The 19204-nt window shown below is 65.2% G+C and carries 16 protein-coding genes; 2 read left to right on the top strand and 14 right to left on the bottom strand.

Annotation, left to right across the window (positions count from 1 at the left end; all coding sequences use genetic code 11):
- Positions 1 to 114: 114 nt before the first annotated feature.
- The 6 genes from BJD12_RS10825 to dusA all read right to left on the bottom strand — a co-directional run bounded on the left by BJD12_RS10825 (position 115) and on the right by dusA (position 6906).
- Positions 115 to 1302 (bottom strand): DUF1501 domain-containing protein, encoded by a 1188-nt coding sequence (locus tag BJD12_RS10825; RefSeq protein WP_039421589.1) that lies wholly within the window; start codon positions 1300 to 1302, stop codon positions 115 to 117.
- 53 nt (positions 1303 to 1355) lie between these two features.
- Positions 1356 to 2945: a DUF1800 domain-containing protein gene (locus BJD12_RS10830; protein ID WP_050812844.1), complete on the bottom strand. Its 1590-nt coding sequence runs from the start codon at positions 2943 to 2945 to the stop codon at positions 1356 to 1358.
- Positions 2946 to 3065: 120 nt separating this feature from the next.
- Positions 3066 to 4436 (bottom strand): ATP-binding protein, encoded by a 1371-nt coding sequence (locus BJD12_RS10835; protein WP_172797239.1) that lies wholly within the window; start codon positions 4434 to 4436, stop codon positions 3066 to 3068.
- Between the two features lie 74 nt (positions 4437 to 4510).
- Positions 4511 to 5194, bottom strand: coding sequence for a response regulator transcription factor (locus tag BJD12_RS10840; RefSeq protein WP_005989364.1), 684 nt, complete (start codon positions 5192 to 5194; stop codon positions 4511 to 4513).
- Between the two features lie 71 nt (positions 5195 to 5265).
- Positions 5266 to 5568 (bottom strand): hypothetical protein, encoded by a 303-nt coding sequence (locus BJD12_RS10845; RefSeq protein WP_039427763.1) that lies wholly within the window; start codon positions 5566 to 5568, stop codon positions 5266 to 5268.
- A 333-nt stretch (positions 5569 to 5901) separates the two neighbouring features.
- Positions 5902 to 6906 (bottom strand): tRNA dihydrouridine(20/20a) synthase DusA, encoded by a 1005-nt coding sequence (dusA, locus tag BJD12_RS10850; protein ID WP_005989366.1) that lies wholly within the window; start codon positions 6904 to 6906, stop codon positions 5902 to 5904.
- A gap of 128 nt (positions 6907 to 7034) precedes the next feature.
- Here dusA and BJD12_RS10855 point away from each other — a divergent pair, with 128 nt between their 5' ends.
- The gene (locus BJD12_RS10855; protein ID WP_005989367.1) at positions 7035 to 7340 is read left to right on the top strand and encodes an NIPSNAP family protein; all 306 of its coding nucleotides are present in this window, start codon (positions 7035 to 7037) and stop codon (positions 7338 to 7340) included.
- Between the two features lie 26 nt (positions 7341 to 7366).
- Here the strand turns inward: BJD12_RS10855 and BJD12_RS10860 are convergent, their stop codons facing one another.
- The 7 genes from BJD12_RS10860 to aroE form a co-directional block, all read right to left on the bottom strand.
- Entirely contained in the window at positions 7367 to 7591 is a 225-nt protein-coding gene (locus BJD12_RS10860; protein WP_005989369.1) for a hypothetical protein, read from the bottom strand.
- Positions 7592 to 8367: 776 nt separating this feature from the next.
- Positions 8368 to 8943 carry an ankyrin repeat domain-containing protein gene (locus BJD12_RS10865; RefSeq protein WP_005989371.1) on the bottom strand — a complete coding sequence of 192 codons (576 nt, stop codon included), beginning with the start codon at positions 8941 to 8943 and terminating at the stop codon, positions 8368 to 8370.
- Positions 8944 to 9000: 57 nt separating this feature from the next.
- Positions 9001 to 10506: a catalase KatB gene (gene katB, locus BJD12_RS10870; protein WP_005989373.1), complete on the bottom strand. Its 1506-nt coding sequence runs from the start codon at positions 10504 to 10506 to the stop codon at positions 9001 to 9003.
- A gap of 479 nt (positions 10507 to 10985) precedes the next feature.
- Positions 10986 to 13121, bottom strand: coding sequence for an ATP-dependent DNA helicase DinG (dinG, locus tag BJD12_RS10880; RefSeq protein ID WP_042827696.1), 2136 nt, complete (start codon positions 13119 to 13121; stop codon positions 10986 to 10988).
- A gap of 274 nt (positions 13122 to 13395) precedes the next feature.
- The gene (locus BJD12_RS10885; protein ID WP_005989377.1) at positions 13396 to 13623 is read right to left on the bottom strand and encodes a hypothetical protein; all 228 of its coding nucleotides are present in this window, start codon (positions 13621 to 13623) and stop codon (positions 13396 to 13398) included.
- The gene (locus BJD12_RS10890; RefSeq protein ID WP_005989379.1) at positions 13620 to 13973 is read right to left on the bottom strand and encodes a hypothetical protein; all 354 of its coding nucleotides are present in this window, start codon (positions 13971 to 13973) and stop codon (positions 13620 to 13622) included. The genes BJD12_RS10885 and BJD12_RS10890 overlap by 4 nt, the downstream gene beginning before the upstream one ends.
- A gap of 10 nt (positions 13974 to 13983) precedes the next feature.
- On the bottom strand, positions 13984 to 14835 hold the full coding sequence (gene aroE / locus BJD12_RS10895) for a shikimate dehydrogenase (protein WP_005989380.1): 852 nt from the start codon (positions 14833 to 14835) through the stop codon (positions 13984 to 13986).
- A 52-nt stretch (positions 14836 to 14887) separates the two neighbouring features.
- Between aroE and BJD12_RS10900 the strand changes: the two genes are divergently transcribed.
- On the top strand, positions 14888 to 15769 hold the full coding sequence (locus tag BJD12_RS10900; protein ID WP_042827705.1) for a TolB family protein: 882 nt from the start codon (positions 14888 to 14890) through the stop codon (positions 15767 to 15769).
- A 388-nt stretch (positions 15770 to 16157) separates the two neighbouring features.
- Here the strand turns inward: BJD12_RS10900 and BJD12_RS10905 are convergent, their stop codons facing one another.
- Complete coding sequence (locus BJD12_RS10905; RefSeq protein ID WP_005989384.1) at positions 16158 to 18692, bottom strand: PepSY domain-containing protein; 2535 nt, start codon at positions 18690 to 18692, stop codon at positions 16158 to 16160.
- Positions 18693 to 19204 lie beyond the last annotated feature (512 nt).

Below are 19204 nucleotides of genomic sequence, written 5' to 3' on the forward strand. Positions count from 1 at the left end.
TGATCGTCACCTACACACGGGCACTGCAGGAACACGCGGCGCGCTAGTGGGGCAGATGCGACGTCGCACCGCTTGGTGGTGCGACGTCGCCACAGCAGACCTGATCCGTAGCGCTCACACCAATCCAAGATCACGCGGTATCGCGCCTGGAAACACGCGTTCCAGCTGCGCGGGCGACAAATCCCACAAGCGCTGCAACACGCCACCGAACAAGCTGCGGTAATTGCTGAGCACCGGATAATCGCGGTTTTGCAGCAGGTGTGCCTGATCCACCGCCACCTGCTCGCCGGCGATGCGGCCGCCGCGCACGCCGCCGCCCAACACCCAGTAGGTGGTGCCATGCCCGTGATCGGTGCCTTTGCTGCCGTTCTCGCGGAAGGTGCGGCCGAATTCGGAAATCACCACCACCACCGTGTCGTCCCAGGCCGGGCCCAAGGCATCGGCATACGCAGCCAACCCTTCGCCGAGATTACGCAGGTTGTTCGCCAATCCGCCCGCCACACTGCCCTGATTGGCATGTGTGTCCCAACCGCCGACATCCACAAATCCCAGCCGGTACCGCTCGCGCATCAAGCTGGCCATGCGCCGGGTTTCATCGGCAAAGGTGCGCGCGCTGGCGGCGCCACGGCCGGCCTGTTCCATCTCTTCGCGCAACTGCGCGGTGACCTGCTGGCGTAACGCGAGCCCTTCGCGCGCCGCCGTCGCCAGCGGCGTGGCGTCGTACATCTGCGACAGGATTTGCGACTGACGCGCATCTAGCCCGCCCTTGCCGATGCCGCGCAGCGAGACGTTGGGCAGATCACCGCCGCCTTGAAACGTCAACGGCAACGAATCGGTGAAAGCAATCGCCGGCACGCCGCTGAGGACACCCGACAACCGCGCCATGAAGCCGGAACGATAGTCGCGGTGCTTGGCGGCTTGCCCGGATTCGATGTCGTCCTGGGTTTCGAAGTGGCTGCGCGAGACATCATCGGTACCGGCAAACGGCACGAATGCCAGCTGATTGCGTTGCCATAACGGCAGCAAGGCATCGCGCATGACCGGGTTGAGGCCCCACTGCGCGTCCAGCGCGACGGCACTGTCGGGGTTGGCCGGATCCGGCCGCGCAATCGCCAGTGTGGGCCGCGACTGGTAATAAAAATCGCTGCCATGCGGCACCAACAAATTGTTGCTGTCGTAGCCGCCGCGCAAGAACACCACCAGCATGCGCGCGCTATCGCGAGGCGCGGCAAACAGGCGACCGGCCCAAGGCAGACTCGTGGCTGCGGCAGCAGAAGCAAGCAGGAATTGACGTCGTTGCATGGTGTACTCCCACGGCGATGACTGCATCGCACCTCATGATCAGTGTCGGTGGATCAGCGATAGTTGAAGTCCGGCGAGGCCAACAAAAACACGTTCCATTCCGCCGGCGAGCGCGCTTGCTCGAGCGCCTGCTGCGTGCCTGTCGCGAGCGACGGTGCGATCCAGCGATACGCAGCGCGCGCGTCGATGCGCGTCAGCGGCGGAATTGGCGTGTCGTTGTCGCCATCGCGCCGGAACAATTGTTTGGGGCCGCTGCCCAGCGTGCGCGCCACCTCGAACCGACGCGCTAATTGCCCGGAACTGGTCCAGGCCTGCGATTGCAGCGGCCATCCATCCGGTGTGATGCGCCCGAACAGCGGCTCGCCCAGTTGCTGCACCCAACTGGCCACAGGGCCGGCATTGATCACGGGCTGATCTTCGTAGGCCAGTCGCATCGCCGACACCACGAAGCGATTGGGATCCTTGAACTTGCGCGGTTGCGGCTGTGCAAACTCCGCAGCACTCACCATGGTCTGCATGACCTTGCCGATATCGCCGTTGCTGCGCTGAAAGGTGCTGGCCATGCGCGCCACCAGCGCCGGTGGCGGCGTGTCGCTGACGAAGTACTCGGCCAAGCGCTGCGAAACGAAGTGCGCACAAGCCGGCTGGCGCACCAACAGTTGCACCGCGCGTTCGATTTCATCCAGGCCACCGCCGGCAATCCGCTGGCCCAGCAGCATCTTGTCGCCGGGCTGATGACGTGACGGATTGAATTCGAACAATCCCTTGCGCACCACCTGTGGTTGACCAGGTGCGGTCGCCCGCACCGGCGGCGCACCATCGGCCTTGATCGGCACCAGGCCTGCGCCGGTGAGGATCAACGCCAGTTGTTGCACGTCCTGCTGGGTGTAGCCGCCGTGCACGCCCAGGGTATGCAGCTCCATCAGTTCGCGCGCGTAGTTCTCATTGACCTTGCCCTTGGCATTCTTGGCGTTATCCAGATATTCGAGCATTGCCGGGCTTTGCAGCGTGGCCATTACCAGATCGGCAAATTTGCCGGTGGCATTGGGCCGAATCGCGTTTTCCATGTAATCGGCGGCCATCCATTTCACGCGGCCCTTGTCGGCATACACGCTGAAGTGATTGAGCCAGAACCACACCAGTTGCTCGCGGAGCTGATCCGGTGCGTAGACCGCGCGCAGCAATTGCGCCTGACGCGCCTGGGTGATCATCTGCCCGCCGCGCGCCTGCCAGCCCTTGCGCAAGGCGACCTTTTCATCGCCATCTGGCATGGCTTGCAGCCGGAGCTTGTCGGCCTCGTAGCGCGTCAGCAAGGTTTCCAGCGGGGTATGCAACGCATCGAAGCCCTGCAGCTGCGCGCGCACCGGCGCCGGCAACCCAGCATCGTCGCTGGGCTGGAGCAACAGCGCGCCATAGCGCTTGGCGCCAAGCCGCTGCAGTTGCGCAACAGTATCGGCATTCACGCCATAGGTGGCGCGTTGCAGCCAGCGTGTCTGGGTGGGCGTCAGCGGCGCGTCGGCAGCGTTGCCGACGACAACAAAGGCGCAGCCGGCGAGCAGCAACGCCAGGCCCCAAGCGCGCGAGCGTCGCCGTGGCAAAGGGCGCGTTTGCGCGCAAGAGACCTGTGCAACACGCTCGATCATGCGGCTCTCCATCGCAATGCCTGCAGCCGGACCAGTATGGTCAAGCAAACGATCGAGGCGTTAATCGGTTGTCGGAGCGGTATAGGCCGTTGCCCACGGGTTCATCCGGGCATTCAGTCGTCACAGCCCCGGAGGCAGCGTCACATCGAAGCGCGCGCCGCCCAGTTCCTGGGAGCGCACCACCTGCAGTTCGCCGCGGTAGGCCTTGATCAGATCCTGCACGATCGACATGCCGATACCATGGCCCTGCACGCGCTCATCGCCACGCACCCCACGTTGCAGAATCTTGGCGACATCTTCCGGCGCGATGCCAGGGCCGTCGTCTTCCACCGACAGGATCAGACCGGCACGTCGGCTGCCGGTGGTCGGGCCGGGCTGCGCGGTCAGCAGCACCCGGCTACGCGCCCACTTGAAGCCATTTTCCAGCAGATTGCCGAGCAGTTCCTGTAGATCGCCCGGTTCGCCATGAAAACGCGCATCCGGGGAAATATCGAACTCGCACAGCACGCCCTTGATCGAATACACCTTTTCCAGCCCGCGCACGATTTCTTCGGCGGACGGCTCGATCGGCAATGGGGCGGCAAACAGTTTGTGGCCGCTGGAGGCCGCACGCGCCAGCTGATACGACACCAGGTCATTCATGCGCCGCAGCTGCACGTCCATCTCCTTGTGCAGGTCGTGCTCGGACGCGCCGCTGTCGAGCTGCGTGCGCAGCACCGCGATCGGCGTCTTCAGGCTATGCGCCAGATCGGCCAGCGTGTTGCGCTGGCGCTCAAGATTGTCGCGCTCGCTCTCGATGAAGGCGTTGATGCTGTCGGTGAGCGGCTCCAGCTCGCGTGGATGCTGCTCGCTCATGCGCTGGATCTCGCCGCGCTGCACCTTGGTCAGCTCGTTGATCACACGCCGCAGCGGGCGCAGGCTCCATTGCAGAATGAACGCCTGCAGCACCAGCAGCACCACGCCGGCACTGCCAAGGTAAAACCAAACCGCACCGCGGAATACGCGCAGCTGCGCGCCCATCGAGCGCGCATCTTCCATCACGTAGATGGTGTAGGGAATCTCGCCGCCGTGCTCGCGTTCGACGTAACTGACGCCCAGTCCATAACGATACAACTGGCCCAGGCTGCCATCGATCTGGGTCATCTCCAGCGGGCCGATGAATTCTTCCTGGCGCGGCTCCAGCATGCGGCCATGCGGGATGTTCGGCCCTTCTGCAGACATCGAAGTCCAGCTTTCGTCCGGACGCACGACTTCCACATATAAACCGCCACCGGGAACGTCGAAGCGTGGGTCGGGCGGTTGCCCGCCGATGTAGATCGAGCCGTCGCGGACAAAATCGATATTGGCGGCGTAGGCCGAGGCGTAGTTCTTCAGCCGCTCACGCAGATTCTTTTCGGCGGTGTCGGCAAAGGCGACATCCAGCGCGTAACCGGCCAACGCCAGGAACGCCACCAGGCTGAGGCTGGCGGCCAGTAGCTGGCGCGCCTGCAACGAACGCGGGCGCCAGCGTTTGTACCATTTGGAGCGCATCGGCACCTAAGTCTTCTGCTTGCCGACGCGCGGACTCAGCCTTCGGTGCGCGGAATGGCGAAGCGATAGCCCCGACCACGCACGGTCTCGATCGGCTTCAACTCACCATCCGGGTCGAGCTTCTTGCGCAGACGACCGATGAACACTTCCAGCACGTTGGAGTCGCGATCGAAGTCCTGCTGATAGATGTGCTCGGTGAGGTCGGCCTTGGAGACCAGTTCGCCGGCATGCATCATCAGGTACTCGAGCACCTTGTACTCGTAGCTGGTCAGGTCGACATTGGCGCCGTTGACGCTCACCGTCTGCGCCGCCAGATCCAGGGCCACCGGGCCGCATTCCAGCGTGGGCTTGCTCCAGCCGGCGGCACGGCGCAGCAGCGCGTTGACGCGCGCGAGCAACTCTTCGACGTGGAAGGGCTTGACCAGATAGTCGTCGGCGCCCTGCTTGAGGCCTTCGACCTTGTCCTGCCAGCTCGAACGTGCGGTGAGGATCAGCACCGGGAATTTCTTGCCTTCGTCGCGCAGCGCCTTGATCAACTCCATACCCGACATCTTGGGCAGGCCCAAATCGATGATGCCGACGTCAAACGGCACTTCGAGGCCCATGTACAGGCCTTCTTCGCCGTCCTGTGCAGCGTCGACAGCAAAGCCTTCACGCTTCAGACGCGCGGCAAGGGTCTCGCGCAGCGGAGCTTCGTCTTCGACCAAAAGAATACGCATGCACTCTCCCTAGTAACGTTATCGGCCCACGGCCGGGGAATTTATGAGACTGAACGCCAAACTATCTACGTTCAGTGGTTATCGTCGCGTGGTGGCGCGTCGGGAGGCGGCGGGCTACGCGGGGGTGCTGCCTGCGTCTGCTCCGGTTCGTAAACCGTGTGGACGCGCCCGTCCTTCATGTACTTGACCCGGTTGAGGTTGCCGCCATCAAACGGCACTCGCTCTGCACCCAAAATTTGCCCACCGGTAGACCGCTGCACGTGGCGAATAGTGTCCGACAAGGTTCGGCTGTTGCCGCGCGCCGATGCCGGCATGCCCTCGCGGCCGCCCTGCGCCATTGGATACCCCTGGCTCCATGCCGACGGCGCGGCCAGGACACCCCAGAGGGCGACCAGGACGACATAGCGAGCGCGGCTGAGCGAGTGGGTCACAACGGGATCCTAGCGGGTTGTTCAGGAACATTCAAAATTCGTAAAACCGGCGATGCATCACAAATAGCCGGACAACGGAAATCGAGCCAAATTCTTGATTTTTGGGGGTGAATCCGATCTGAACTTTTTAGCTTCGTGTTAACGCCGTTCAGTGAAATGAATGCCGCGAAGGGGAAGACGCCTTGCCAACCAGGCTTTCACGCCCGATCTCGGCTGCCGACGACGCGATCCAAGCCACCCAGATTGCGTGTTCAGCTAATGCAAGCGCCGGGCCAGTCAGGCAACGGTGCGCCAGGGCCGGCTGTCGGTGCGCTGCAATGCTTGCTCCACCAGCTCCCAGCCAGCGCCTGGGCGGTGTGCGCCTTCACTTAAGACCTGACGAAACGCACGCCCACCCGGCTGCCCATGAAACAGGCCCAGCACGTGCCGGGTGATGTGCTTCAGGGCCAGCCCCTGTTCCAGCTGGGACTCCACATAGGGACGCAGCGCCCGCAGCAACGCCTCGCGCGGCTGTTCCGGGCGTTGGGTCAATGCGGCATCGAGCTGATGCAGCACATACGGGTCGTGGTAGGCGGCACGACCGAGCATCACGCCATCGGTCTGTTGCAGGTGTGCCAACGCGGTGTCGACAGCGGCGATGCCGCCATTAAGTACTACCGGCAAGCCTGGGCGCTCCTGCCTGAGCCGATACGCCCAGTCGTAGCGCAGTGGCGGCACTTCGCGGTTTTCCTTTGGCGACAGACCCTTGAGCCAGGCATTGCGGGCGTGCACCACCACCATCGCCGCGCCGGCCGCGACGACTTGATCGACAAAGCGGGCGAACACCGCGTAGTCGTCATCGTCGTCCACGCCCAGACGGCATTTGACCGTGATCGGCAAGGCGGTCGCCGCGCACATGGCGGCGACGCACTCGGCCACCAACGTCGGCTCGCGCATCAGGCAAGCGCCGAAGCGTCCGGCCTGCACGCGGTCGGACGGGCAGCCGCAATTGAGGTTGATTTCGTCATAGCCCCAGTCCTGGGCGATGGTGGCCGCCTGCGCCAGCAGCGCCGGATCGCTTCCGCCAAGTTGCAGGGCCAGCGGGTGCTCGACCGGATCGAAACCGATCAGCCGCATGCGATCGCCATGGATCACGGCGTTGGCATGCACCATTTCGGTATACAGGCGTGCGGACGGTGCCAGCAGGCGATGGAACACCCGGCAGTGCCGGTCGGTCCAATCCATCATCGGGGCGACGGACAGGCGCAGGGAGGCGGCGTAGCGATCGGCGGAAGCGGTCATCGACAGGTGGCCGCAGCGAGCGGCCATTGGAATGCGAAGCAGGATCAACAGCTTACACGGGCGCCGATGAATCTGCGGCAGTGCGGCATGGCATGCTGAGGCTTCCCTCGACCGCCGGGCTCCGCCGCATGATTACCTGTTCGTTGCGCTACGTGATCGACCCCTACCAACTGGCCGCATTCGAACATTACGCGCGGCTGTGGATCCCGCTGGTGACGCGCTTCGGCGGCCAGCATCACGGTTACTTTTTGCCCTCGGAAGGGGCGAACAACATCGCGTTGGCGCTGTTTTCGTTTCCCTCGCTCGCCGAGTACGAGCACTATCGGGCGGCATCGCTACAGGATGCGGAGTGCCTGTCGGCGTTCGCTTATGCGGAGCGAACGCGGTGCATCGTCAGTTACGAGCGCAGCTTCTTGCGTCCGGTGCTGGCGTAAGGCCGCGCTACCGGACATGGCTGCGATTACGGGTTGCGGAAGCCCACGCGCTCTTCGGCGCTCAGCGGCTTGCCGAGGGCGTGGTAGGAAGCAGCCAGGGTGATCAGGGACGTGCCCATCACTGCATAGAAGGTCCACGAGGTCGCCAGCACATGCACCTGGCCGAACACCAGCGCAACCACCGCAGTAGCGGTGCACAGCACCATGGAAAGCAGGGACATCAGAAAAGGGATGGAAGGATCGAGCTTCATGGCCGGGGGGTTCCAAGGTGTGATAGCTCCAGCATCGGCGTTCCCGGCGGGTTCTTGAACTGTTTTCCACGTCTTTTTTCTCACGACTTTCAAGCAAGTCAGCGCGCGCTCAGTTTTCTGTCAAAGCCTTGGCGCACAAGGGTTTTGACGTCAGAAATCTCCTGACCGGATGGTGGAAAAATCATCACCGGTGCCAGACTTCCAGCGCAGGCGCGGCGGAAAACCGACGGGGTGGACGTCACGGTTTGGCGAGGTGCAGACGAGGCCACGCGCGTCGCGATCTTGGCTGTCACTGCCCTGGTGCATGCGGAAGAAAACCGGAGCATCGTGCCGGGCTACTGCCAGATGCGAGCACTCGCCCGCTAACAGGCATGTCCGCCGGGCGCTTGCAGGCACCGCGAGACATCGTGGCTGTTGCCATGCGGCGCCTTCCGTGCGAGCCGGCGTTCCGGGATCGGAGAGAGACGTACGCGACGGAGCGACCGCGGCGTCTGCGCCATCAATGCCGAATCTGGACATCCGCCACGCCTGTTTGCAGGCTACGCGGTAGTGCGATGCGCTGGCCATGTGGCCGCCTGCGCGTGCCAAGGTCGATGCCGCCCGAAGCATCGGCACACGTGACGGCAGAGGTCCGGCTGGCGAGTGCTGCTGCGGACGGCTGCTACGGACGATAGTCGGGCCCCCCGGCGTGTCACGCATTCCCCAGAGCGGCTCCAGCACACGCGCAACTGGCCAAGCCTGCGAGGCATGGCATGCCGGTCACGCAATCGAACGTCTTAGCGTGCCGGGGCGGTGGCGAACTCGCCGCGCTGCAGCTTGGTCACGTCGTTGCCCTGCCCGTCCTTGAGGCTGAGGTCTGCGCCCTTGGCGGCGAGGTCCTTGAGCACGTCGGTGCGCTGGAACAGCGCTGCGTACATCGCCGCGGTCTGGCCGGCGTTGTTGCGTTGGTCTGGGGCGCAGTCGGCTTGCATCAGGCGCTTGGCGATGCCCAGCTCGCCCTTGAAGATCGCACCCATCAGGGCGGTGTTGCCACGCTTGTCTTGCGCGCAAGGGTCGGCTCCTGCACTCAGCAACTGCTCCACCGCCGGGCGTTGGCCGTGGTAGGCGGCCAGGATCAGCGCGGTATAGCCCTTCTCGTCGCGGGTGTTGAGGTCGTAATGCGAGCGAATGAACTCGGCCAGCATGTCCTGGCGGCCTTCGCGTGCGGCATCGAAGAAGTACTCACGCAGCTGCAGCTTGATCTGCTCCGGGCTGGACGTGGATGAGGTGGTCGTTTCGGGCGTGGCTGACGGCGAGGCAGCGATGGCTGTCGCGCTGAGGGCGCTCAGCAGGATCAACATCAGAGTGCGCATGTCGCTCTCCTCAAAAAGGACGGCATCGCGGCGGAGGCCGCGATGCCGTCGGGTGGATCAGTCCTGCAGGCTGGAGGCCAGCTGCTTGACGCGGGCCAGGTCGCCCTTGGCAACACGGGTCACACCGGTGCCGTATTCCGGGTCGGCCTTGTACAGGAACGACAGCATCAGGTGCTTGCTTTCGGTGTCGGTGTTGGCCAACGACTCGCCGAAGCTCTGCACCAGATCGGCGCGGTCCTTCTTGCTGTAGGAACGATACAACTCACCCGCCTGCTTGAAGTTCTGCTCGCGGGTGATCTTGGCCTGCTGGGTCGTGCCCGACAGCGGCAGTTCGCTGTAGCGCGCCGCGGTGTCCTGCGGACGCGGCTCCAGGCGGCTCGGCTCGTAGTTCACGCCGCTGCTGGTCTGACCGATGTTGCCCTGGCCATCCTGATTGCCGTTGTTGACGGCCACGCGTGGGCGGTTGACCGGCAGGCTCAGGCCATTGGCACCGATGCGATACAGCTGGGTGTCGGCGTAGGAAAAGATGCGGCCCTGCAACAGACGGTCTTCAGACGGTTCGATACCCGGCACCAGGTTGGCCGGCGCCATCGCCACCTGCTCGGTCTCCTGGAAGAAGTTGTCGATGTTCTTGTTCAACACCATCTGGCCGACCTTCTGCTCCGGCACATCCGGCCAGATCTTGGTGGCATCGAGCGGGTCGAAATCGAACTTGGCCAGGTCCTCGGGCTTGAGCACCTGCACGTACAGGTCCCACTTCGGGTAGTCACCCTTCTTGATCGCGCCGACCAGGTCGTTGGTCAGGTGGCTGTAGTCCTTGGACTGGACGGCGGCAACCTGCTTGGGGTCAAGGTTCTTGATGCCCTGCAGCGTCTTCCAGTGGAACTTGACGTAATGCACCTCGCCCTGCGCATTGACCAGCTTGTAGGCGTGCACACCATTGCCATCCATGAAGCGGTAGCCGGCCGGCGTGCCCTCGTTGGAATACAGCAGGGTCAGTGTGCGGGTGGATTCGGGCACGTGCGAGAAGAAATCGAAACGACGCGAATCGTCGTCCAGGTTGGTGCGCGGGTCCGGCTTGAACGCGTGGACCATGTCGGGGAACTTGATCGCATCACGGATGAAGAAGGTCGGGAAGTTGTTACCGACCAAGTCCCAGTTGCCTTCGCTGGTGTAGAACTTGGTGGCGAAACCATGCGGGTCGCGCAGCGTTTCAGGCGAGTGATTACCATGCACCACCGATGAGAAGCGCACGAATACCGGTGTCTTTTCGCCGACACTAAACACCTTGGCCTTGGTCAGGTTGGACAGATCGGCAGTGGCGGTGAACTCGCCTTTGACACCGGTACCGCGCGCATGCACGACGCGCTCAGGAATGCGCTCACGATCGAAACGCTGCAGCTTCTGAATCAACTGCACGTCCTGCAGCAAGGTCGGGCCGTTGGCACCGGCCGTCTGCGAATTCTGGTTGTCGCCAACCTTGGCGCCGTTGTCGCGGGTCAGCACAGATTGGGCAAAGACCGGCGGGGCGATCAGTGTGGGGGCTAGCAGGGCTAGCACCATGAGGGATCCAGGGCGCATGGCGTCAGCTCGTGTTGAAGGTGCTGAATCATGGCTAGCGGGCCGTAGCGTGAGAAGTCGTTAGTTCTGATCGCAGCGATAGGTGAACATGATCACCACAGCGTTACGTGATATGCATCGCTTTCCGTGTGGCAGCGCGTTGCAGATAACGGACATGTGCGATGTGCAAGCGTCCCGCGCGTGATCGCATCACACGACATCGCAGCTAAAATCTGTACACCGATATTGCACTGCAAAGACGATGCGGCACGAGAAACGCACTGCATCTACAGCAATCAACTCGATACCTGGCAAGCAGATGGTCAGTGCGTGAGGCGACGGATGCCGGACGACGGCGCTGCCCTGCGTGGCATTCGCTATCTAGTGCTCATGCACCCTTTATCGACCGAGACCAGGCAATCGATAGCATTGATCGCCTGAGATCTCTGAGCGCTGCATTGGCACACCACGTGCCGACGCCCTCAGCGCCCGATCACCCGCTTGAACGGCGGCAAGGCATCGATGATGCGTTTGCCGTAGCGACGGGTGAGCAGGCGCGAGTCGAGAATGATGACGCGACCATGGTCGTTGGAGCTGCGGATCAGGCGGCCAGCGAACTGCGTCAGCGTGCGTAACGCATGCGGAATCGCGATCAGGTTGAAGGCGTTGTGGCCGCGGCTTTCCAGCCATTCGCTCAAGGTCGATGTCTGCGGGTCGGTCGGCACGGCGAACGGCACCTGGGTGATGACCACCGTGGTGCAGGCGTCTCCGGGCAGATCCAGGCCTTCGCCGAAGGAATTCAAACCGAACAACACCGAGCCCTCGCCAGCGGCAATGCGGCGCAGGTGTTCGGTGATCAGTTGCGACTTATTGCCCTCGCCCTGCACCAACACGCGGTTGCGTTGCGCCAGCGGCATCAGGTCGGCGACCTTTTCCATCTTCCAGCGCGAGGTGAACAGCACGATGCTGCCCTTGGCATTCCAGTCCAGTTCGCGCACCAGGTACTTGGCTACTTCCTTGGGATGCCCTTCGCGGTCGTCCGGGGTCACCGGAAAATTGGGCACGATCAATTCGGCCTGATTGGGCAGGTCGAACGGCGAGGCCAGCGAGGCCATTTCGGCGTGATCGGGCAGACCGTTGTCGATAGCGAAGGATTGGAAATCGCCGCCGCCGGTGAGCGTGGCCGAGGTCATCACCACCGAATCCACCTCGTTCCAGATCATCGTGCGCAGCACCTGCGCGGCAGATACCGGCGAGCAGTGACAGATCAGATCGCCGTCGCGCGACAGGGTGATCCAGCGCGCCATCGGCGGCTGGCCCTCCTTGTCCTCGCGGCGCCAGCCGCTCCACAGATTGTGCTGCTGCTCGGCCATTTCCAGCGCCAGGCCCAGATTACGTTGCAGGCGTTCGCGTGCGGCATCGTCCTGCTTGCCTTTTGCAACCGCGCCATGTGCGGCATGCACCCAGTTGAACAGCGCGCGGGTTTCTTCGCCCAGCTCTTCGATGGCCGGGCCCCACTGCGGCGGGAGCTTGCCGTTGGCAGCACGCCACAACGGATCGCGCTCGCCGGGCTCGGGCTTCCACACGCGCTCGACTTCGGCATGGAAGGCCTTGAGCAGTTTGGACACCCGCGCCGCCACCTCGATGGCTTCGTTGGGCAGCAAATTGCCGATCTTGTCCTTGTCCACCGCACGGTATGCGGCGGCGATCAGGATCTGCATGCGGCCGGTGCGCTTGGCCATCTCGTCCAGCGGCAGATTGGCTGCACCCTGGTCGATGGCCACGCCTGCAATGTGATGACCTTCGTCGAGCACCAGCAGCATGTCCGATGGCGGGGCGATCAGCGGCTGGCCGTTTTCGGCATCGCCTAGCGACAGCGAGGACAGCAGCAGGGCGTGATTGGTGACCACGATCTGCGCCTCGCGCACGTCGGTACGCGCCTTGAGCACCGGGCATTGCGCGGCATAACTGCAGCGACGCCCCGCACAGCCGGAGGCCGGCGTGGTGATGCGCATGCGCAGCGGCACCGAGACCTGCTCGGGCGCATCGTCCAGGTCGCCGTTCCAGGTGCGCGCGGCGTAGGCCTTGGCCAGCCGTTTGGCCAGATCCGCATCGACCGGGCTGAGCGGGCGGTCGTACAGCGCCTGCTCGTCTTCGAACATGGCGTTCTGGCTGGTGTCGCCTTCCAGCTCTGCGGCATTGCGCGTGCATAGGTAACGGGTGCGGCCCTTGGCCAGCGCCACGGTCGCTTCCAGCCCGGTGGCCTTGAGGAAGGCCGGGATGTCGCGCTCCACCAGCTGCGACTGCAGCGCCACGGTGCCGGTGCTGATCACCAGCTTTTTCTTGGTCGCCAGGGCGATCGGCACGCCAGCGGTGAGATAGCCCAGGCTCTTGCCCACGCCAGTGGGCGCCTCGGCGATGCCGATGCCACCGGAGGTGGCCAGCGCGCGCGAGACCAAGCCGATCATCTGGCTCTGCGCACGCCGGGTGGCGAAGCCGGGCGTATTGGCCTGCAGCTTGGCGTAGGCGTCGCGGATGCCGGCCTTGATCGGGTCGGTCAGCACACGCTGCGTGGGAAGGGGCGCGGACGGCGCGGCCGGTGGGGCAAGGTCACTCATCGCGCTATTTTCGCACGGACCGACGCAGCGCCTGCGACCGATACGCGCGTCAGCTGAACCTGTTTGTCGGCTGCCGTTACACGGTGGAGCGACCAGTGCCAAATGCGGCCAACGACCTGCAGCGTCGGCGGGACGGAGCGCGTGCTACGCCGGGGATCCGCATGCGCGCTGCGCCTTGGTTATCGAGCGACCCTGGCCAGTAGCGAGGCGTTGGCTGTGCCGATGACTGGCAACCGACCGGCATGACGCGCAACCGACTGCCGAAGCGCTGCGCTCAACTGCGGCGCGGCCAGGCATAGCACGCCCAGGCCACGCCGATCACCGCCATGGCCACGCCCAGCACCAGCATGCCGATGCCCACACCCGCCGGACCAAAGTGCTCGTACAGCAAGCCGGCCCGGTTGACCGTCGCCAGCGCCTGCGGATGCAGCAATGTCCAACCGCCCTGCCCTGCGCAGATCAGCCCGACCAGGGTGAGCGCCAGCGCCTTGAGCGGAATCATGCGTGCGGACCGGAAGCAGGCGGCAGCCGTTGCAGGCTGCGCGCCAGCGTCCACACCAGCACGCCGATGCCCACGCCCTGCACCGCCGTCAGCACGAAGCGGCCGATGCCCATCACCAGACCGATCTGGCGCACGTTGCCCTGCTGCATCAACAGCATCGGAATCGCCTGCAGGGCCACCTCGGCCAGCACGCAGCCGAGCAGCAACCACAGCCCGGCTAGCGCGTCGCGCCGCAGCGGCCCGTGCGGGGCGCGCCACAGCAGCACCAGCCCCAGTAACAAGGCGATCAGCAGCGGCGCCCGCGACAGCAGGCTGGTGATCAGGCTGAGCAGGATGTCGGTGGTGGTCATGGCCAGCGGCTCAGTCCGCGCTGATCAGTACGGCATCGCGCGCGCGCAACGCGGCATAGACCCGGTCGGTGTCCGGGCGCACGCCGTGCCACAACGCGAAACTTTCCGCCGCCTGCTCTACCAACATGCCCAGGCCGTCGATGGCGTAACGGCAGTGCGCCGCACGTGCCCAGGCCAGGAACGCGATGGCGGTTTCGCCGTAGTTGAGATCCACCGCGGCGGTGAGGCTGTTGACCAGGCCCAGCGGCAGCGAAAATGCACCGGCATCGCGGTCGCGCCCGGCGGCGGTGGCATTGACGATCAGTTCGAAGTCCCCCAGTTCGCGCAGGTCTTCGATGTAGCGCGAGACCACCCGGCCGGGTTCGCCCAGCGCATCGCACAACGCGTCGGCACGCTCGGGCGAGCGATTCACCACCACCATCTCGGTGATCCCTGCGTCCAGCAGCGCCGGCGCCACCCCGCGGGCTGCACCGCCGGCACCCAGCAGCAACACGCGACGACCGCGCAGATCCAGGCCATGGCGATCGGTGAGGTCGCGCACCAGGCCGACGCCGTCGGTGTTGTCGCCCTGCCATTGGCCGTCGTTACGCACCAGCGTGTTCACCGCTCCGGCAAGCTGCGCGCGATCGCTGAGGCTGGCGACCAGCGCAAAGGCGGCCTCCTTCAACGGCAAGGTGACGTTTGCGCCCTTGCCGCCTTCGTCGGCGAAGCGCTGCAGCGTGCTGGCGAACGCCTCCGGCGGCGCATCGATGGCGGTGTAGTCCAGCGCGATGCCGGTCTGCTTGCCGAAGTCGGCATGGATGGCCGGCGACAGCGAATGGGCGACAGGGTGACCGAACACGGCATAACGGGATACGGGCATGAAACGCTCTCTGGTTGACTAGACTGTGCGCGACTTGGAGCAGGAACACCGCATGCAACTTCGATGGACGCCGCTCGCGCTGGCGGCGAGTTTACTCTTCGTCCCGTCTGCTTCGGGGCTTGCCGAGTTCGGCATCGAGGGCATGGGCGTGGTCTCCACGCCGGCCAACGAGGCGCACGCCACGCTCAGCCCGGATGGGCAACGTATCGTCTGGGCCAGCGACCGCGCCGGTGGCGCCGGGGGCTGGGACCTGTGGCAGGCGCATCTGCAAGGCGGGCGCTGGCAAGACGCGCAGCCGCTGTCGCTCAACACCGCCCAGGACGAGATCACGCCGCTGTTCAGTGCCGATGGACGTTGGCTGCTGTTCGCCTCGTCGCGGTCCGGCGGCGCCGGTGGCAGCGATCTGTACCGCGTGCCGGTGGATGCGCAAGGTGGCCTGGGCGCGGTGCAATCGCTGGGCATCGCGATCAACAGCCGCGGCAACGAGCGCGCACCCAGCCTGTCGCTGGACGGCACGCGCCTGCTATTCGCCAGCGATGGCCATGGCGGCGCCGGTGGCCTGGATGTGTTCGTGGCGCACTGGGACGGGCGCGCGTTCGCCGCACCTGCGCCGCTGCGCGATATCAATACCGCCGACGACGAACTGGATGCGGCCTGGCTCGGCGACGGGCGTGGCCTGCTGTGGGCGCGCGGTGCAATCGATGGCCCCAGCCAATTGCTGCTGACCGCATGCAGCAACGGGCACTACGCCCAGGGCCAACCGGTGCCGCTATCGTTCAACGGGCCGCAGGAGCGCACCTTCGGCGCGGTGGTGGATGCGGCAAAGCCAGGCGAATTGCTGGTGACCGGCAGGGCCCGCGCACCCCGTGCAGGGCAGCTGGATATCTATCGGATGAAGGCACCTGCAGCAGAGGGCGACGCGAGCTGCCGTTGAGGTGGATGGATGCGTTCGGTCACTAGCCGTTCGCCGCCCCCTCTCGACCGTTCGCCCGCGAACGGTCCGACGCGGCGTCCTCGTCGCTTGCAGGACCGTTGGCGGCATGGATGCCGCCATCGAGCTCCCAGGGTCGGGTCACGGCGTGTCCTGCAAGCGGCGCGGGCACCGCGCACGCGATACGCCAGGCTTCCGACTCATCCATCAGATGCGACCAACACACCGCCGCGTAGATGCGAGACCAACGACGAGCGGCCAATGATCAAAATCGGTATGTCTCCGTCGTGCATTGCGGCCTTCGGTTCTGCACTCTGCGCACCGGCCTGACGCTCAGTCACCACGCTCTGCTAGCCGGGCTAAGGCGGTGATGCAGCGGCCATCACCGCGCTCAATACACATCGCGCCGATAGCGACCCGCCGCGGTCAGCGTGTCCACGCGGGTGTCGCCCAACAGCTCGCGCAGCGTGGCGTCGACTTCGCGCGCCATGCTGTCCAGGCTGCCGCAGACGTAAATCACTGCGCCGCGATCGATCCAGTGCCTTAGCGCGTCGCCGGCATCGCGGAGGTGATGTTGCACGTAGCGCTTGTGCGGCTGATCGCGCGAGAACACCCAATCCAGTTGCTGCAGGTGACCGCTCGCCTGCCAGCCCTGTAGTTCATCGGCCAACAGCCGGTCGTGTGCGGCATGACGTTCGCCGAACAGCAGCCAATGCCCGTGCACGCCGGCCAGCTCGGCCTCGCGCAACAAGGCGCGCAAACCGGCAATGCCGGTGCCGTTGCCGATCAACACCATTGGCGCCGCATCGACGCGGTGGAAGCCGGGATTGGTGCGCAACCGCGCGCGCACCCCTGCCCCCATCGGCGCATGGCAGATCAACCAGCCCGAGCCCAGCCCCGGACTACCATCGCTACGGGTGGTCAGGCGCACCACCGCCGTGGCCACGCCATCGGCCGGCACGCTGGCCAGCGAATAGTCGCGCGTGGGCAACCAGTCGCAGGCATCCAGCCAGGCCTGTGGATCGGGGCACGGCACCGGCGGCGTGGCCGGCGTCAGCGGCAGCACGCGCTCGGCGGCGGCCTGATGCAGCGGCAGCAACTGGGCATCGACATGCACCAACGCATCGGGCGACAGGCCCCACGCTGCCAGACATGCGCGCACCTGCACGTCGGCTTGCGCGGGCTGTATTTCAAGGATATCGCCCGCCTGCCAGTGCGCCTGGAGCGGTGGCTGCAGGTCGATGCGCCAGATCGGCGCACCCTCGCTGCCGGGGTTGAGATGCGTGCGCGAAGACAGCGTCCACTGCGTCAGGCGCGGCCGCGTCAGCGCGACAGCGGCCACCGGCGCACCGGCAATCTGCGCCAGCTGCGCATGCCATTGCGCCAGCGCCTGCGGATCGGCGTTGTCCATTTCCACGGCAGGAAACAACGCGCGTGCGCCCTGCGCGTCCAGCCACTGCTCGATGCGCCGCGAAAACCCGCAAAACTGCGCGTACTGGCGGTCGCCCAACGCCAGCACTGCATAAGCCAGCTGCGGCAAGGCGATGCGTTGGCGCAGCAGTTCGCGCTCGAACACGCGCGCGGCATCCGGCGGCTCGCCATCGCCGAACGTGCTGATCACCAGCAAGGCGCGCCGGGTGGCCTGCAGCTGCTGCGCATCCACCTGCGCCAGCGCGCGCACCTGCACCGGCAGGCCGGCCGCCTGTAGATGCCCGGCCGCCTGCCAGGCCAACCGCTCGGCAAAGCCGTTCTGGCTGGCGAAGGCGATCAACCAAGGCTCGGCCTGCGAGGCCGGCGGTGCGCTCTGCAGCACCACGCGTGCGGCGCGCAACGCGCGCTTCTTGCGGCGGCGATCCAGGTACAGCATCCAGCCGCTGATGAAGAACACCGACATGCCGATGCTCGCCAGCATCACCACGATGCGCCCCGGCAAACCGAAAAAACTGCCCGTATGCAGCGGGAACATGCTCACCAGCCACTGCTGGCCGCGCGGCAGCTGCGCGTAATCCTGGCGACGCAGCAGCGCGCCGCTGGCGGCATCGATTTCCAGATTGTCGTAGGCGCGGTCGTGGTCGGGCCGGTCCGGCAAGAACCGCACGCTCATCGGCTGCCCGGCACGGGTGGGGACGCGTAGATCCAACGCGGCGTGATGGGTGCCCGGGATGCCGTCCAGGGTGCACTGCACACGCGCGAAATCCACCGTCGCCGGCCGATGATCGCCGCCGTCGCCGCGCATGGCGGGTTCCTTGCCGAGCAAGGCCACCATGCCGTCGCGGTACCATTCGTACGACCAGGTCAGTCCGGTCAGCGCGACCAGCAGATAGACCAGCAGACACCAGGTGCCGAACACCGCGTGCAGGCTCCACAGAAAACTGCGCCCCTGCCGCCGCCATTCCACCACCCACCAGGTTCGCAGGCTCCACCAGCGCCGCGGCCAACGCAGATACAGCCCGGACGCGCAAAAAAACACCAGGATCAAGGTGCACGCCCCGGTCACTGCCTGGCCGCGCTTGCCCGCGGTCAGATCGCGGTGCAGGTCTTCGATAAACGCAAACGCGCCGCTCAGGCGCGGTGGGGCGACACGCTCACCGGTGTAAGGGTCGAAGTACACGCGTCGGCCGCCCTTGCCCGCCAAGCGTGCGTTGGATGGCCGCGCGCCAGTGGGATCGATCAGCATGCGTGTCACTGCCTGCTGTTTTCCTGCGTCGCGCGGCAGCAGGTCGAGCCGCTGCAGCAACACATTCACCGGCAACGCACGCTCGCCGGCCGCATGCCGCACCGCCAGCTGCGCGATGGCCGGGTTGGCCAGCTGCACGATTTCGTTTTCGAAGGACATCAGCGCGCCGGTCACGCCCATCACCGACAGCACCAGACCGGCAGTGATGCCGAGCAACCAGTGCAGTTGGAACACGACCGTCTTGAACACGCGCGAATAACCTGAAGCAGCAGGGCTCGCTATTGTAGATGAGAATCGTTATCGCAGTCGGCGAGTGGATCGGGTGCGATTGCGCCGACGTCCTTGCCCGACCACGATGCCTGCGCATCGGCATCCAACTCTAGATTGTCGGCCTGTGTTGTCAGGCCGACAACGTGGCAGGTGCAGGAAGCCAATCGTGCCGAATCAGATCAAATCCTTGCCACCGCGACCGCGCCGCAGCCGGTGGTGCTCACTGCCAGCGCATCGTCGGCGATGTCGCGCGGCATGCGCAGTGCTGATGACGCAGTGCCACTGCAGCGGCAGGCAACGCCGGCCGCTTCGGCCGCCCCCGCGGCACCGGCAAACGGCGTGCTGGCGGGTGTCCTGGACGCGCGTCCGGCTCGTCAGGTCCATGCAAATTGCCGAAGATCCGACAAGACCATCGGCGCCTGGTTCACCGCACCGGATGCACCTGCAGCGGCATCCACGAGAGATGCCACCACAACGTCAGTCACTCGGCA

The sequence above is a fragment of the Xanthomonas vesicatoria ATCC 35937 genome (genome assembly GCF_001908725.1).
In the GTDB taxonomy this organism is placed as follows: Bacteria; Pseudomonadota; Gammaproteobacteria; order Xanthomonadales; family Xanthomonadaceae; genus Xanthomonas; species Xanthomonas vesicatoria.

What these genes read in the sequence shown, in the direction of transcription:
- BJD12_RS10825 (WP_039421589.1), bottom strand. Translation starts at nt 1,302, where the DNA reads ATGCAACGACGTCAATTCCTGCTTGCTTCTGCTGCCGCAGCCACGAGT.
- BJD12_RS10830 (WP_050812844.1), bottom strand. Translation starts at nt 2,945, where the DNA reads ATGATCGAGCGTGTTGCACAGGTCTCTTGCGCGCAAACGCGCCCTTTG.
- BJD12_RS10840 (WP_005989364.1), bottom strand. Translation starts at nt 5,194, where the DNA reads ATGCGTATTCTTTTGGTCGAAGACGAAGCTCCGCTGCGCGAGACCCTT.
- dusA (WP_005989366.1), bottom strand. Translation starts at nt 6,906, where the DNA reads ATGACCGCTTCCGCCGATCGCTACGCCGCCTCCCTGCGCCTGTCCGTC.
- BJD12_RS10855 (WP_005989367.1), top strand. Translation starts at nt 7,035, where the DNA reads ATGATTACCTGTTCGTTGCGCTACGTGATCGACCCCTACCAACTGGCC.
- BJD12_RS10860 (WP_005989369.1), bottom strand. Translation starts at nt 7,591, where the DNA reads ATGAAGCTCGATCCTTCCATCCCTTTTCTGATGTCCCTGCTTTCCATG.
- BJD12_RS10865 (WP_005989371.1), bottom strand. Translation starts at nt 8,943, where the DNA reads ATGCGCACTCTGATGTTGATCCTGCTGAGCGCCCTCAGCGCGACAGCC.
- katB (WP_005989373.1), bottom strand. Translation starts at nt 10,506, where the DNA reads ATGGTGCTAGCCCTGCTAGCCCCCACACTGATCGCCCCGCCGGTCTTT.
- dinG (WP_042827696.1), bottom strand. Translation starts at nt 13,121, where the DNA reads ATGAGTGACCTTGCCCCACCGGCCGCGCCGTCCGCGCCCCTTCCCACG.
- BJD12_RS10885 (WP_005989377.1), bottom strand. Translation starts at nt 13,623, where the DNA reads ATGATTCCGCTCAAGGCGCTGGCGCTCACCCTGGTCGGGCTGATCTGC.
- BJD12_RS10890 (WP_005989379.1), bottom strand. Translation starts at nt 13,973, where the DNA reads ATGACCACCACCGACATCCTGCTCAGCCTGATCACCAGCCTGCTGTCG.
- aroE (WP_005989380.1), bottom strand. Translation starts at nt 14,835, where the DNA reads ATGCCCGTATCCCGTTATGCCGTGTTCGGTCACCCTGTCGCCCATTCG.
- BJD12_RS10900 (WP_042827705.1), top strand. Translation starts at nt 14,888, where the DNA reads ATGCAACTTCGATGGACGCCGCTCGCGCTGGCGGCGAGTTTACTCTTC.